7 protein-coding genes are annotated in these 15,145 nt (G+C 41.0%); 4 read left to right on the forward strand and 3 right to left on the reverse strand.

Going from position 1 to position 15,145, the window contains the following annotated elements; all coding sequences use genetic code 11:
- Positions 1-239: 239 nt before the first annotated feature.
- Both MsAm2_RS01655 and MsAm2_RS01660 read right to left on the reverse strand, forming a co-directional pair.
- The gene (locus tag MsAm2_RS01655; RefSeq protein ID WP_338098084.1) at positions 240-2,858 is read right to left on the reverse strand and encodes a GLUG motif-containing protein; all 2,619 of its coding nucleotides are present in this window, start codon (positions 2,856-2,858) and stop codon (positions 240-242) included.
- A gap of 443 nt (positions 2,859-3,301) precedes the next feature.
- Complete coding sequence (locus tag MsAm2_RS01660; protein WP_338098085.1) at positions 3,302-5,962, reverse strand: GLUG motif-containing protein; 2,661 nt, start codon at positions 5,960-5,962, stop codon at positions 3,302-3,304.
- A 597-nt stretch (positions 5,963-6,559) separates the two neighbouring features.
- Between MsAm2_RS01660 and MsAm2_RS01665 the strand changes: the two genes are divergently transcribed.
- Entirely contained in the window at positions 6,560-6,763 is a 204-nt protein-coding gene (locus MsAm2_RS01665; RefSeq protein WP_338098086.1) for a hypothetical protein, read from the forward strand.
- Between the two features lie 69 nt (positions 6,764-6,832).
- On the opposite strand, the gene MsAm2_RS01670 is transcribed toward MsAm2_RS01665, so the two are convergent.
- Positions 6,833-10,069 carry a beta strand repeat-containing protein gene (locus MsAm2_RS01670; RefSeq protein WP_338098087.1) on the reverse strand — a complete coding sequence of 1,079 codons (3,237 nt, stop codon included), beginning with the start codon at positions 10,067-10,069 and terminating at the stop codon, positions 6,833-6,835.
- A gap of 437 nt (positions 10,070-10,506) precedes the next feature.
- Between MsAm2_RS01670 and oadA the strand changes: the two genes are divergently transcribed.
- The 3 genes from oadA to MsAm2_RS01685 all read left to right on the forward strand — a co-directional run bounded on the left by oadA (position 10,507) and on the right by MsAm2_RS01685 (position 15,126).
- Entirely contained in the window at positions 10,507-12,261 is a 1,755-nt protein-coding gene (oadA, locus tag MsAm2_RS01675) for a sodium-extruding oxaloacetate decarboxylase subunit alpha (protein WP_338098088.1), read from the forward strand.
- Between the two features lie 16 nt (positions 12,262-12,277).
- The gene (locus MsAm2_RS01680) at positions 12,278-13,780 is read left to right on the forward strand and encodes an acetyl-CoA carboxylase biotin carboxylase subunit (protein WP_338098089.1); all 1,503 of its coding nucleotides are present in this window, start codon (positions 12,278-12,280) and stop codon (positions 13,778-13,780) included.
- Positions 13,781-14,151: 371 nt separating this feature from the next.
- A complete protein-coding gene (locus tag MsAm2_RS01685) occupies positions 14,152-15,126 on the forward strand; it encodes a biotin--[acetyl-CoA-carboxylase] ligase (protein WP_338098090.1) in 975 nt (324 codons plus the stop codon).
- The last annotated feature ends 19 nt before the right edge of the window (positions 15,127-15,145 follow it).

Here is a 15,145-nt window from a genome sequence, read left to right on the forward strand (position 1 = left end):
ATGTCTATTCGTTGTTCTAATTCTAGGTGCGAATATTTTTTATCTTTCAATGTGTTTTGCATCATGGGTGCTTTCCTCTTCTTTTTGTGCAAGAATTAGATAAGTTAAGCACCCACATTATTTTTTCGGAGATTATGCACTTCTCCATTGAATGTGGGAAAACAAATTGATGTAAATAAAAAAGAAAAACAGAAAGGAATTGTTTTTTAGAAATTCCTTTCTTCATATTTTTTTTCAACTTATGGCGTTACGGCCCAAGCCGGCGGATTTTCCGGATAAGTAGATTCATCTTGCCAATTCAAAACCGGTAATGGATAGTCGGAATTTCCCATTTTCCAGACCGTGTCGGTTGACCCGAAATTCCATTTGAGGGTATCGTTGTAGAAAACTTGGGTGAGTGCAGTTGGTTTGTTGACGTTCATGCCATTCATTCCTCCTTCTGTGAAAGTTCCGGTTCCGTTTTTCGTCATGCCATCGTAGGCATAATGATCAGAAATGGTATTAGTACCGGAACCGATGCCATAAACTCTTCCAACCGGATTTGTTCCGGCTTCAATATTTTTGTTTAGAGCAATGCTATGATCTAAATTACTGTTACTCACACTTCCTATAAGTCCGCCAATTCCTGAAAATGATCCCGTGGAAGTCGTCACGTTTCCGGTTGCATAACTATTCACAACAAAACCATTCGTCAAGTTTCCGACCAATCCTCCTGAATCATTTTTGCCGCTAACGTTTCCAGTTGCAAATGAATTGTTAATGGAAGTTTGACTGGTTGCAAATCCGATAAGTCCGCCGACATTATCTTCATTCCCATAAATATTGCCGGTTGAATATGAACGAATCACTTGGGTTTGGCTGGATGATTCTCCAATTAAACCGCCGTATTTGGCTTTCTCGGATGAGTTACTGATTCCGTTAATGTTGACAGAGGATGACGAATTAACGATTGTTGTATTGTTTAATTTTCCTCCGATCCCTCCGGCTGTTGACAAAAGCGAGCCCGGATTGGAGGCGGTGGATATATTTCCAAAAGCCGTGCAGTTTTCAATATGATAATTTTTATAATATACCTTTCCGACAAGTCCTCCGACATTTTTTCCTTTGTCTACGACAATTTCAATTTCGGCACTTGAATTTTTAATCGTTGTGCCTTGATCGGCTATAAATCCAACCAAGCCACCGATATTTTGGCTTATCTCGACATCTTGGGCGAATGATATATTTCCTTTATAATGGCAGTTGTCCATTGTTCCATTCGGAATCAAGTCTTTTCCAATAATCCCCCCTACCCCTCCGGTTGGATTAATATGAGAAGATATGAACAGGTCTCCCGTTGCATGAGATAATTCGATTGAATAATTGGATCCGCTCTGTATTAATCCGATCAATCCTCCCGTATTATTCCATCCTTCTATATTTCCGGTATGGGTAGAGTTATTCATTTTGATATTTTCGCCTAGGGCTGCCCCGACAAGTCCGCCCGTCGAATCAAAACCTTTTAGGGTTCCGATATGATTTGAATTGTCAATGTTTACATTCGTCATTACTCCGACCAAACCGCCGGTACCACTCGTATTAGTCCCTGCCAATCTTTCGGAAACGATATTTGTTGTTGAGTTGGAATGGTTGATTTGAGAGTTAGACGCCGAACCGATAAGTCCGCCTGTCGCATAATTCGTTGTTGTGATTGTTCCGCTGACATTTGAATTCTCTATCTTTGAATGGTTGACATATCCGACAAGTCCCCCCACACGCGTAAATCCGTTCAATGTCAGCGCGGTCACATCCACATTTGTTATATTTATATAGTTGGCATGCCCGCTGAGCGCTCCTACATACGACGAGCGGGTCGTGACATTATTCATGGTCAAATGATTGATTTTCAAATTTTTTATTTCAGTTCTTTGGGTGTCATTTCCGCCGACGGAGCCGAAAAGCCCCTCGCTGAAGGCGTCGGATTTTATGATGAAATTAGACAACGTTTTATTATTTCCATTCAAGTTTCCACGAAACGCATTGGTATCATTGTTTACCGGTGATGCACCTTTATTTCCTCCGATTGAAATCCATCCGTTTCCGTTAGATAAGGCCCGATTGTGAGCATTTCCTGTGTTGTTGTTCCATTCGGTCGGGAAACTGATATTTTCAACGATTTCGAAATATTTTCCGGATCCATTGGTGGTGGTGTAATACCGAAGCGCATCCAATTGAACAATGTTTTTAATTTCAAATGGGGTTGCTTGTGCGCCGGTTCCGGACTCAAACGGATAGTGAACATCGCTTGTGGTATTTGTCTCGTTGTCATAGAAAATGACATAGCTGTATGTGTTTAAATCGCCGACATTCTCTAAAGGCGTACCCGGTTTTTTAATGGATATGAGATATTGCTTATTTACCGGGTTGTAACTTACGACGTTTGTGCTATCGATTTGAACGGTTCCGTTCTCGTTCTCATTGTTCAAATTCGTATAGCGGACAGATAAATTATTTTTTATGGAATCTATATTCGCATCCGCAGTTACAATGACTCGGAGCGTCTTTTGCTCGTCTTGATTGTAATCAAAGAGCGTTGCATTTGTAATAATCGTGGTCGATGGATTTCCGCCACTTTCGGGCGTGCCTTCGGGAATGACTTTAATTGGGGGAGTCGTGTTATTTGCCGGCTTTGGAACCGGGTCAAATCCGGAAGCAGATGTTTTTACACTTTGTACGTCGCAAACACAGGTGATTTCTTTATTCTGGTTGAGCCAAACAAACCAGGCGGCAAACGTCAAGAGAAGCAAGAGGATAATGAATATTGATAAGATTCGTTTTCTTGTGTGGTTGGATGTCATAATATCTTGTTTTTGTTTCATTTTTTGTTCATTTTTTTCGTTTTTATGTAATTATTTAAATAAAAATAATAATAAAAATAAAAATAATAAATTTCAATATAAATATCTCATAAATATAATTATTTCCACTTTATTATTATTATGTTTTTAAACAACTCGTCTATACATCTTATTTACTATATATACTATTTTGCTATTCAAATCATAAATTTATTAGTAATAATTATTAATTCATTTGTTTCTTTGAAATCTTCTAAAAAACAATAGCAATAGATAGAATAAAACCAAAAAAATAGAATCAAAACTCAGAATAAATTTGATAAATTAAAATAAAAATAAAAAGAAGAAGAAAAAGAAAAAAAGGAAGAAGAAAAAGAAGAAGAAAAAGAAAAAAGAAGAAAAAAGAAGAAAAAGAAATTATTTTTTGAACAGTTCCTTTCCTCTCCCTTTCATTCAAACATTTTTTAGTTCATCCAAGCCGGCGGATTTTTCGGATAGGTCGATTCATCTTGCCAACTCAAAACCGGCAATGGATAGGCGGTGTTTCCCATTTTCCAGACCGGACCGGTTGGCCCGAAATTCCATGTGAGAGTTCCACTATAGAATGCCTGAGTTTTCGCATTGGCGGCGGAAACATCAGAACCATCTCTTCCGGATGAGGTTTTATCCGAAAATTGAGATATTGTTCCGGTCATTCCTTCGTAGGCATAGTTGTTTGTCAAAACAATCCCGGAGCCGGTTGCTTTTAAATCATAGATCCGGTGTGTGTTTGATCCGTTGATGGCTGTATTTAATGCAACACAGTTTTCAAGGGTTGTGTTGTTTCCGATCGATCCGACCAATCCGGCTTGCATGTTTGTTGCACTGACGTTTCCGGAAGCATAGCTATTTTTAATGGCTGCCGGCCGAGTTCCACTTGAATCCTGTTCCTTCATTTCTCCCACAAGACCGCCGACAAATGTTTTTCCGATAATGTTTCCCGTGGCATAAGAATCTTGAATCGTATCTCCGGCGGAAGCGCCGATGAGACCGCCGACATTATCTTCATTCCCATAAATATTGCCGGTTGAATATGAACGAATCACTTGGGTTTGGCTGGATGATTCTCCGATTAGACCGCCATATTTGGCTTTCTCAGATGAGTTACTGATTCCGTTAATGTTGACAGAGGATGACGAATTAACGATTGTTGTATTGTTTAATTTTCCTCCGATCCCTCCGGCTGTTGACAAAAGCGAGTCTGGATTGGAGGTGGTGGATATATTTCCAAAAGCCGTGCAGTTTTCAATATGATAATTTTTATAAAATGCATGTCCGACAAGTCCTCCGACATTTTTTCCTTTGTCTACGACAATTTCAATTTCGGCACTTGAATTTTTAATCGTTGTGTTTTGATCGGCTATAAATCCAACCAAGCCACCGATATTTTGGCTTATTTCGACATCTTGGGCGAATGATATATTTCCTTTATAATGGCAGTTGTCCATTGTTCCATTCGGAATCAAGTCTTTTCCAATAATCCCACCTACCCCTCCGGTTGGATTAATATGAGAAGATATGAACAGGTCTCCCGTTGCATGAGATAATCCGATTGAATAATTGGATCCGCTCTGTATTAATCCGATCAATCCTCCCGTATTATTCCATCCTTCTATATTTCCGGTATGGGTGGAGTTATTCATTTTGATATTTTCGCCTAGGGCTGCCCCGACAAGTCCGCCCGTCGAATCAAAACCTTTTAGGGTTCCGATATGATTTGAATTGTCAATGTTTACATTCGTCATTACTCCGACCAAACCGCCGGTACCACTCGTATTAGTCCCTGTCAATCTTTCGGAAACGATATTTGTTGTTGAGTTGGAATGGTTGATTTGAGAGTTAGACGCCGAACCGATAAGTCCGCCCGTCGCATAATTCGTTGTTGTGATTGTTCCGCTGACATTTGAATTCTCTATCTTTGAATGGTTGACATATCCGACAAGTCCCCCCACACGCGTAAATCCGTTCAATGTCAGTGCGGTCACATCCACATTTGTTATATTTATATAGTTGGCATGCCCGCTGAGCGCTCCTACATACGACGAGCTGGTCGTGACATTATTCATGGTCAAATGATTGATTTTCAAATTTTTTATTTCAGTTCTTTGGGTGTCATTTCCGCCGACGGAGCCGAAAAGCCCCTCGCTGAAGGCGTCGGATTTTATGATGAAATTAGACAACGTTTTATTATTTCCATTCAAGTTTCCACGAAACGCGTTGGTATCATTATTTACCGGTGATGCACCTTTATTTCCTCCGATTGAAATCCATCCGTTTCCGTTAGATAAGGCCCGATTGTGAGCATTTCCTGTGTTGTTGTTCCATTCGGTCGGGAAACTGATATTTTCAACGATTTCGAAATATTTTCCGGATCCATTGGTGGTGGTGTAATACCGAAGCGCATCCAATTGAACAATGTCTTGAATCACAAACGGATCCGACTCTAAGCCTGTTCCGCGGTCGAAGGGGTAAGAAGAGCCTCCGGACATCCCTTCTTCGCCAAATACTAAGAAGTACCGATAGGTATTTGGACTGCCGACGGTATTTAACGGAGTCGCTATCGGAGGACCGGTCGGGTCGGTCACATTTAGAGTGATGTTTGGAATGGAGACCAAATATGTTCCTTGAGGACCATATGTGCCATTAATATTTGAAAGGGGAATCCGGATAACATATTCCCCCAACTTTTCTTCCGTGATATTGTTCCAATCCGGAATATTATCCGGGTCCGCATAAAATGCATACAAGCTATCCGTAATTATGAAATTCGGATTATTCATTGTTAAAATAAGTCGGAGCGTCTTTTGTCCGTCTTGGTTGTAATCAAAGAGGGTTGTACTTGCGATAATCGGCGTCGGTGAATTTCCGCCATCTTTCGGCGTTACTTTAATCGGAGGAGGGGTGTTATTTTTTGGTTTTGGAATTGGGTTGGGTTCCGGCATGGGCGTTTTTACACATTGAATGTCACAAATGCCGGTGACTTCTTCATTCAGGTTGAACCGATGAAATCCGACGGTAATCGTCAAAAGAAGTAAAAGGATAATCATTATCCCCAGAATCTGTATTTTTGTGCGGTCGGATGTCATAAGAGATCTTGTTTTTATTCATTTTTTGTTTGATATTCTAATTAAAATAATATAAATATTATATCTTATATTTTAATATTTTAATATTTTTATAATTTTTGATAATTTGATAATAAATGCAACCCATTATATATACTATTCTTCCGAGGTTGGATGGGTCTCTTTTTTTCGATCGGAGATTGCCCGCTTGGCAATGACTCGCTATCCGACCGGATTTGCTCGAAAGAAGGAGGGGTGTTTGACACACAGACACATTCCATTTCTTCTACACTTTTCTGAGACATGCCGCAAAGAGATAACAATAAAAAAATCAATAAAAACAGGATCGCTGAAAGAATATAATCTCGATATCTTCTATTTTTTGGCACGGGTTGACCGGATTTTAAATTTTTAACCGGTGTTTTGTCTTGGAAGTGAATTGAAATAATTATCCCCGCATTTGAATTTTCTTAACGGCAAAATTTTAATATATTTTTAAAGAAATATTATTATGGGGAACCAAGTATAAAAAAATGATTTTATAATCTCAAAATAATATATATTAAAACTAAATGAAAATAAAAACAAAATAAAAATGAAAATAAAAACAAAATAAAAATGAAAGTAAAAATGAAAATAAAAATGAAAGTAAAAATGAAAATAAAAATGAAAGTAAAAATGAAAATAAAAATGAAAGTAAAAATGAAAATAAAAACAAAAGTAAAAACGAAAGTAAAAATGAAAATAAAAACAAAAATAATGAAAAATCAGAATAAAATAAAAAACCAGAATAAAGTGAATATCGGGGGATTGAAAAAATAGAATTAAAAAAGAAAAAGAAAGGAATTGTTTTGAACAATTCTTTTCTTCACTGTTTTTTAATTTAAGGTGTTAAAGCCATGCCGGTGGATTTGTCGGATAAGCCGTTTCATCTTGCCAAGTCAAAACCGGCAATGGGTAGGTGATATCTCCCATTTTCCATGTCGGATCCAGTCCAAAACTCCACTGGAGTTTTGTGTTGTAAAACGCCATGCTTTTTGCGGTATCTTTGCTGATATTTTCACCATCTTTTTCATTGACGATGGCATTCAATGAAAGTCCGCCGGTTCGAACCATGTTTTCATAGGCATAGTTACCCGAAAATGAATTTCCATTTCCTTGCACATTTCCGTAAATTCGGCTGACATTTTTATCGAATCCGGTATCCACTTTTACAATCGAATTCAATGCGACACAGTTTTGGATGGAACCATTTTCATTGACTTGTCCGGCAATCCCGCCGATGTAATTTATTGTTCCATTAATGTCTCCGGTTGCGTAACACTTGCTGATATTGTTGTAAACTTCTGTATAAGTGGTGGAATTGGCATAAGCATAACCAACAATTCCACCTGTGTAATTTGTTCCGCTTACCTTTCCGGTTGAATAACAATTTAAGATCTCATTTTTTGTATCCGAAGACGCGTTTAGTGTCATGTTTCCGACAATTCCGCCTGTGCAATTTTTTCCGGCTACATCTCCGGCCGAATAACTTTTTTCAATGGTTGAATTTGTTATCATGCCGGCTAAGCCCCCCACACTGTAGGATGTTCCGGAAACATCTCCGGCCGAATAACTTTTTTCAATGGTTGAATTTGTCATTACCCCCGCAATTCCTCCAATGTTATATAAACCATCTATGGTTCCTTCAAAATAAAAATTATCCACCGTTGAATTATTAAGTTCACCGACGCCTCCGCTGGTATTTCGGTTTGTTCCATTCACCTCCGCCCAGGCTTTTGAGTCTTTTATGGTGGAATTATTTGAAGTTCCGGCAAAACCTCCAAGGCGCATGCCGCCACTTATTTCTCCTCTTGCGGTTGAGTTTTCAATGATTGAATTTGTCACACTTCCGGCAAAAATTCCTCCATTTTGATTCACCACAATGACTACATATGAATTTGAATTTTTAATATTTCCGTTGGAAATACTGTTCGCAATTCCTCCGGCACCCGCGGTTGAAGTAATCATTCCTCTGTAATTTGAATCCGTAATATTTCCTTCAAGCGTTCCGACTAATCCTCCAATGCCATTTCCTTTAACGTCCATCATTGAAGATGATTTTTCGATTTCGATTTTGGATCCATTTCCGACAAGGCCGCCAACGCGTTCGGCGCTGCTATTCACAAGCCCGTCACTCTTATTTCCTGTAAAAAAACCGTTGAGCAGTCCATTCGCATGGATATCGATGTGTCCCTTCATTTTCTCTCCGGAATCAGTCGTATTGATATTTCCTTCCAAAACGGCATTCATCGTTCCATTGATTTTTCCGGTCCATGTTCCGTCTACGAGAGCATTTGAAAAATCTTGGTTTATAAATTCATTTTTAGGGATGCCATTCACGGTTCCGTTAAATTTTCCATTCATTTTTCCATTCACGGTTCCGTTGAATTTTCCATCATAGCTTCCATTGAATTCCCCGTCTATTTTTCCAATTACTCTCCCGTCCATGGTTCCGTCAAAAGAGCCGTTGAGTTCTTTGAAGTATTTACCATTTATCGATTCATCTGTTACTGATTTTTTCCCTGGAATCGCATGAGAATTAAATATTGTGGACTGATTGATAAACGTGCCCGAAATTCCTCCGATACTATGGGTGTTCGAACTGACATTTCCTGTAAAGGTCGAATTATTGATGTGAACGGAGTCAGATGCTTTTCCGGTCAATCCTCCGGTCGACACACCAACCGCGGTGATATTTCCAACGGCATGAGAGGATTCAATCGTTGCGTTATGGAAACTACCGGCAAGACCGCCGACTTCAAAACCAGTATCTTTCCCGGAAACATTTCCGGTGAAATTGGATTGTTTTATGCTCAGATTCTTTGAATAACCGACAATTCCTCCGATATCGCTTTTATTTCCTATAATCTCTGCCTGAATTTGAATATTCTCCGCCGCCGAATCAATCGGCTCTGCCTTTCCGACAAGTCCGCCGACGAATGTCCCTCCTTTAACGGTTGAGTTTTTCACGAGGATATTGGTAAAATTCGTCTCAAGACTGTATCCGGCAAGTGTGCCGATATAACTCATATTGTTCAGGTCGGTTCCGTCAATGGTCATATTATCCAGAACTAAATTCTGAATGGTTGAGCCGTTTGTTCCGCCAAATAATCCGCCATTGTTTGAAGAAATCGTATTGTTGTTACTGGGGGTTGAATGGAAATTCAAAAGTGTATGGTTTTGTCCATCCAAGTTTCCCTGAAATAAGCGGCTGTTTTCATGATCAAATGATAAAGTTGCATCTCCTTTCTGTTTTGCAACGCCGATGGAAACCCATCCTTTTTCCGGGTCAATCGGGGATAATCCTCGGTTGTGAGGGGTGGCTCCGCCGTTGGTTCCCATGTTCCAGTCGTTTGGAAGCGTCATGGTTTGACTCAGGATAAAATACCGTCCGCTTGCGTTATTTCCGCTCTCCCCTGTATAATATCGAAGAGCATCCAGCTGGACAATGTTTTGAAGGACAAAAGGATTATTAGACGCCCCGGTTCCAGATTCAAACGGATAGTGAGCCCCTCTGGAAACTCCTTCCTGAATGTCAATATAAATTTTAAAATTAAAATTATTAAAATCTTTGATATTGTTCAGCGGGTCATTTGGATGGCTGTCGTTTGGATGAATGGATACCAAATATTTTCCATTGGCCGCATCAAAATCCGTAAAGTCCGCGGACATTCTGCCGGTAAAATCCGAGTTGAGCTGGTTGTATTGAGCAAATACCGTTGAGAAAGTTTTCTTGGGGTCATCCATGGTTAAAATAACACGAAGTGTGTTGTCATTATCATAATTGTAATCATAAAGTTCCAAGGAAGCGATCTCCGGAATCGAACGTTCCCCGTCTCCTCCCGGAAGAACCGGGACCGATGGGGGTGTTGACGGTGTGGATGAAGACGGTGGCGAAACCGTGTATTCAAATCCGGAACTCCGGTTGGAGGAGGTATCGCACACACATCGGATTTCCTTATTTCCTCCAAATCCGGAATATAGCATAAAAAGAAGCAAGAGAAGAAGTAAAATAATAATCAATGCCAATATCCGGTTTTTTGTTTTTTGATCTTTTGTTTTTTGAGATTGTACTTTTGAATCCATATTATTACCTGTAAATTATTATATCTATAATATACTAAAATCTAACCTATATTTTTGTTTGGGTAGTTATAAAAAGTTTTCCATATAATATTTTACAAACATTTAATGAACTCCTATGAAAATAATGGTCGAAATTAAAAAAGTAAATCCCTGTGTTTCTGCCGGCAAAAATCATTGTAAACGGAGTCGGAATATATTTATAGTTTACATTCTTCAGAATGTTTCAAATTTTGCAGCTCCTTTTTCTTCTTTCATTGCCTACGGCAATGACAGGAAAAGAAAAGACAAAATAGACGAAAAATTTAAAAAACATTTTGTCGAAAAATAATATCTCTAATAAACATTTCATAGCTTCATAAATTATTTTCATAATATAACTTATAACTTCCAAATCATTACTCACAATTATTTATACAAAAAGAGGAGGCTTATTTTCTATGGCCGTAAAAATTACAGAAACCGTTCTTCGAGATGCGCATCAATCTTTAATCGCGACCCGAATGAGAACACGCGACATGCTTGACGTTGTTGAAAAATTGGATCAAGTCGGATATTATTCCCTGGAAATGTGGGGTGGAGCCACATTTGACACCTGTATCCGTTACTTAAACGAGGATCCTTGGCAGCGCTTGCGGGACATCAAATCCCGGATGAAAAAAACACCGGCTCAAATGCTTCTTCGTGGGCAAAACCTTGTCGGATATCGCCATTATCCGGATGACGTCGTCCGTCGCTTTGTCGGAAAAGCATACGAAAACGGAATTGATATCTTCAGAATCTTTGACGCGGTGAATGATTTTAGAAATATTCAGTCCTCCGTCACCGCCGCGAAATCTGCCGGCGCACATGTTCAGGGAACGGTCTGCTATACCATCAGCCCCGTTCACACCACGGAAACATTTGTCCAAATGGCAAAAACATTGGAAGAAATGGGCTCCGATTCCATTTGCATCAAAGATATGGCCGGCCTGATGTCTCCAGCCGCGGCATCCGCGATTGTCGCCGGCATGAAGGAAGAAGTTTCCATCCCGATTTGCCTTCACTCCCACTGTACATCCGGCATGGCGCCGATTACCTATTATGCGGCGGTTTTGGCCGGTGTTGATATTATTGACACCGCGGTCTCTCCGTTTGGGTGGGGAAGTTCCCAACCGCCGACGGAAGCCCTGATCGCGTCGCTTGCAAAAACGCCGTACGATACCGGTATTAATCTGGAAAAATTCAAGGAAATCACGCCGTTTTTCAAAAATGTCAAAGAAAAATACGCGACAATCTGCGACCCGATTTCGGAGACGATTGACACCAACGTTTTGTTGTACCAAATTCCGGGCGGCATGCTGTCTAACTTGGTTTCTCAGTTAAAAGAGCAAAACGCATTGGACAAGTATGAAGCGGTTTTGGCGGAAATGCCCAAAGTCCGGGCGGAACTCGGATACCCGCCGCTCGTCACCCCGACCAGTCAGATTGTCGGAACACAAGCGGTTTTGAATGTGATTATGGGCGAACGTTACAAAGTCATTCCCAAAGAAGTTAAGGATTATGTGCGCGGATATTACGGAAAAACCCCGGCACCGATTTCGGAAGAAATGATTTCCCGTGTGATTGAAGGTGAACGCCCAATTACGGTTCGTCCGGCGGATTTGCTCAAACCGGAATATGATAAGATGAAAAAGGAAGCTGAAAGCTTAGGCATCGCCAAATCGGAAGAAGACATCTTGACTTATATTCTCTATCCCGCGATTGCGCCCAAATTCCTCAAAGGCGAAGCGGTGGAAGAAGAATTGATCTGTGACTGTAAAATTCCGGCAGCCGTTGAATATTTTGGAATTCCGACCGAGTTTCGCGTGGAAGTGGATGGCAATGTCTTTGACATCAAAGTGGAACCCAAAGAGCCGTCGGGAAAAGGAAACGGATCTGCTTCCGCCGGCAGCGGTAAATCAAAACCGGCAGCTGACGGCAAAGCCTCCAAGGCAGGGCATCCGGGAGCGGTTTGCAGTTCCATGCAAGGCATGATTTTGTCCATCAAAACAAAAGTCGGAGATCACGTCTCAGAGGGAAGTCCGATTTGTGTGATTGAAGCCATGAAGATGGAAAATGCGGTCGGTGCACCGAGAAGCGGAACGGTGAAAGAAATCATTGTCGCTGAGGGTGATACGGTTTCTAATGGCGACGTTTTGATGATTATTGAGTAAACCGGAGGATTATTCTGTGTTTCAAAAAATATTGGTCGCCAACCGCGGTGAAATCGCGATTCGTGTCATGAGAGCTTGCCGTGAACTGGACATTAAGTCCGGTGCCATTTATTCGGAAGCCGACAACAAGGCATTGTTTGCGATGTATGCCGATGAAGCAAGTCCGGTCGGACCGGCTCCGGCTTCTCAAAGCTACCTCAACATCGAAAAAATTATCCAAATCGCAAAGCAAACCGGTTGTGATGCGGTTCACCCGGGCTACGGGTTTTTGTCCGAAAATGCCAAATTCGCGAGACGGTGCGAGGAAGAAGGAATTGTTTTTATCGGTCCGCCGGCGCATGTGATTGAAAAATTAGGCAGCAAAATTGAATCCCGAAAAATTGCAAAGAAAGCGGGCATTCCGACGGTTCCGGGGACGGAAGACGCGGTGACCGATGTCAAAGAAGCGATTGCGGTCGCAAAAGAAATCGGCTATCCGGTTCTCATCAAAGCGTCGGCCGGAGGTGGCGGAATTGGCATGCGTGTGGTCAACAGCGAAAGTGAATTCAAAGACGCGCTTGAAACGACGATGCGATTGGCCGGGTCGGCTTTTGGGGATTCGTCGGTTTTTATTGAAAAATACATTTTAAATCCAAGACACATTGAAATTCAAATTCTGGCCGACAAATACGGTCATATTATCCATTTGGGCGACCGGGAATGTTCCATTCAGCGCCGCCACCAAAAACTTATCGAGGAATCGCCGTCTCCGATTATGACGCCGGAGCTTCGAAAAAAGATGGGGGACGCGGCCGTTGCTGCCGCCAAAGTGGCCGGCTATGAAAATGCCGGGACGGTGGAATTCATTTATTCCAACGGTCAATTTTATTTCTTGGAGGTTAACACCCGGCTTCAAGTGGAACATGGCATTACGGAGCTTGTCACCGGTTTGGATTTGGTCAAGCATCAAATTCGGATCGCGCAAGGAATGCCACTTGAATTAAAGCAGGAAGATATTCAAATCCGCGGTCATGCGATTGAATGCCGTCTCAATGCCGAAGACCCGCTCAACGATTTTGCGCCGTCTCCCGGAAAAATCAAGCGTTATCGCTCGTCCGGCGGTCCGGGTATTCGAGTGGACAGTGGTGTTCACGTCGGGTATACGATTTCTCCGTATTACGATTCGATGATTTCAAAGCTGTGTGCTTATGGACAAGACCGCGATGAAGCGATTGCTCGTATGAAACGCGCGCTTTATGAATATGTGGTGGTTGGCGTAACCACAAACATCCCGTTCCATAAAGCGGTGATGGAAAACCCGGAATTTGCCAAAGGAAATTTATCCACCAAATTTATTGACAACAATAACATCGTGGATGCGGTTCGGGATGTTCTTCTTCGGGATTCCGCGAAGGGAGCAACGCTTGCATCCGCGCTGGACAATGATGAAGTGGTGATTGCTGCCATTTCAGCGGCGGTCAGCACCTACATTTCCAACATTGCGGAAATCGAATCCGGAAAAAAATCTAAAAAGAAATAACAAATGAAAAAGTGAAAAATAAAAATGATTTCCATCATTTCAAATGTTTTGGAACAATCATTTTTATTTGCCCTCTTTTTCTTGAATTGTTTATTTTATTCAATACATAATTATATAAATATGCACGCGGATTTCAGTTTATTAATAATTTTATCAAATTTTTATTGAGTTTATTTGATTTAGTTTAAGGAATTTTTGAATCACATTCTAAAATGATATTTCAAATCATTACTTAAATGATATTTCAAATCATTACTTAAATGATATTTTAATTGTTAAAATCATATTTTAAAGTCATACCTTTAAATCCTGTTAAATCATATTTCCAAATTATATTATATCTCATTAAAAAATCAAAAGGAAGTTTTCGGATGAAAAGCAAAAGGGCTGAAATTATCAACGCTTTTAAGGCGGCTGACGGAAAAACGATCTCCGGCGAAGACTTAGGAGACCAGCTCGGCATTTCAAGGACCATGGTGTGCAAATACATCAAAGGTCTCCGGGAGGATGGTTATGAAATTCAATCCTCTCCTAAAAAAGGGTATACGTTAAAGTCGGTTCCAAAGCTTCTTTATCCGGAAGAAATTCTTTCCGGCCTGAATACCACGCTTTTTGGAAAAAATATTCATTATTATGATGAAGCGGGATCATCCAACGATATTGCCAAAAAGCTGGCGCCTGTGGTGGAAGAGGGAACGATTATCGTTGTGGAGCAGCAAACCGGTGGTCGGGGCCGGCTCGGACGGAAATGGGCGTCTCCCAAAGGCGGTATTTGGTTTTCCATCATTTTAAAACCGAAAGTGGCGCTCAGCGCCGCATCCCGTCTGACGCTGACGGTTGGGCTGAGTGTGACCAACACGTTGATTCAGTATGGAATTCCGGCCCGGATCAAGTGGCCCAATGATGTTTTAATTAACGGCAAAAAGGTTTGCGGGATTTTAACGGAAGTGGAAGCGGAAATTGATACCATCGAATTCGTAATTATCGGTGTCGGAATCAATGCCAACATGAGTTTAAAGGATATTCCGGAAGACCTTCGGGAGAATTCGACCACGCTTCGGGACGAAATCGGAAAAAGTATTGACCGGGTGGATTTTTTGCAGAAATTATTGCATGAAATGGAACAGCAATACATTCGGTTTAACACACAGCCGTTTGGGGAAATTTTAAGCGACATTGTTTCGTTGTCGGACACGGTGGGACGGGATGTCAAAGTCACCATGCCGAATCGGATTGTCGAAGGAAAAGTGGTCGGCATTTCAAAATCCGGCGCGCTTCTTTTAAAAAAGGAAGATGGGGAAGTGGAAGAAATTATTGCCGGTCGGTGTATTTATTCCAAAAAATAAGGAACTCATAAAACCGAGG

This window comes from Methanolapillus ohkumae, from assembly GCF_032594355.1.
Classification (GTDB): Archaea; Halobacteriota; Methanosarcinia; order Methanosarcinales; family Methanosarcinaceae; genus Methanolapillus; species Methanolapillus ohkumae.

Excerpts from the sequence above, each read along its gene's own strand:
- MsAm2_RS01655 (WP_338098084.1), bottom strand. The coding sequence starts at position 2,858 with ATGAAACAAAAACAAGATATTATGACATCCAACCACACAAGAAAACGA.
- MsAm2_RS01660 (WP_338098085.1), bottom strand. The coding sequence starts at position 5,962 with ATGACATCCGACCGCACAAAAATACAGATTCTGGGGATAATGATTATC.
- MsAm2_RS01665 (WP_338098086.1), top strand. The coding sequence starts at position 6,560 with ATGAAAGTAAAAATGAAAATAAAAATGAAAGTAAAAATGAAAATAAAA.
- oadA (WP_338098088.1), top strand. The coding sequence starts at position 10,507 with ATGGCCGTAAAAATTACAGAAACCGTTCTTCGAGATGCGCATCAATCT.
- MsAm2_RS01670 (WP_338098087.1), bottom strand. The coding sequence starts at position 10,069 with ATGGATTCAAAAGTACAATCTCAAAAAACAAAAGATCAAAAAACAAAA.
- MsAm2_RS01685 (WP_338098090.1), top strand. The coding sequence starts at position 14,152 with ATGAAAAGCAAAAGGGCTGAAATTATCAACGCTTTTAAGGCGGCTGAC.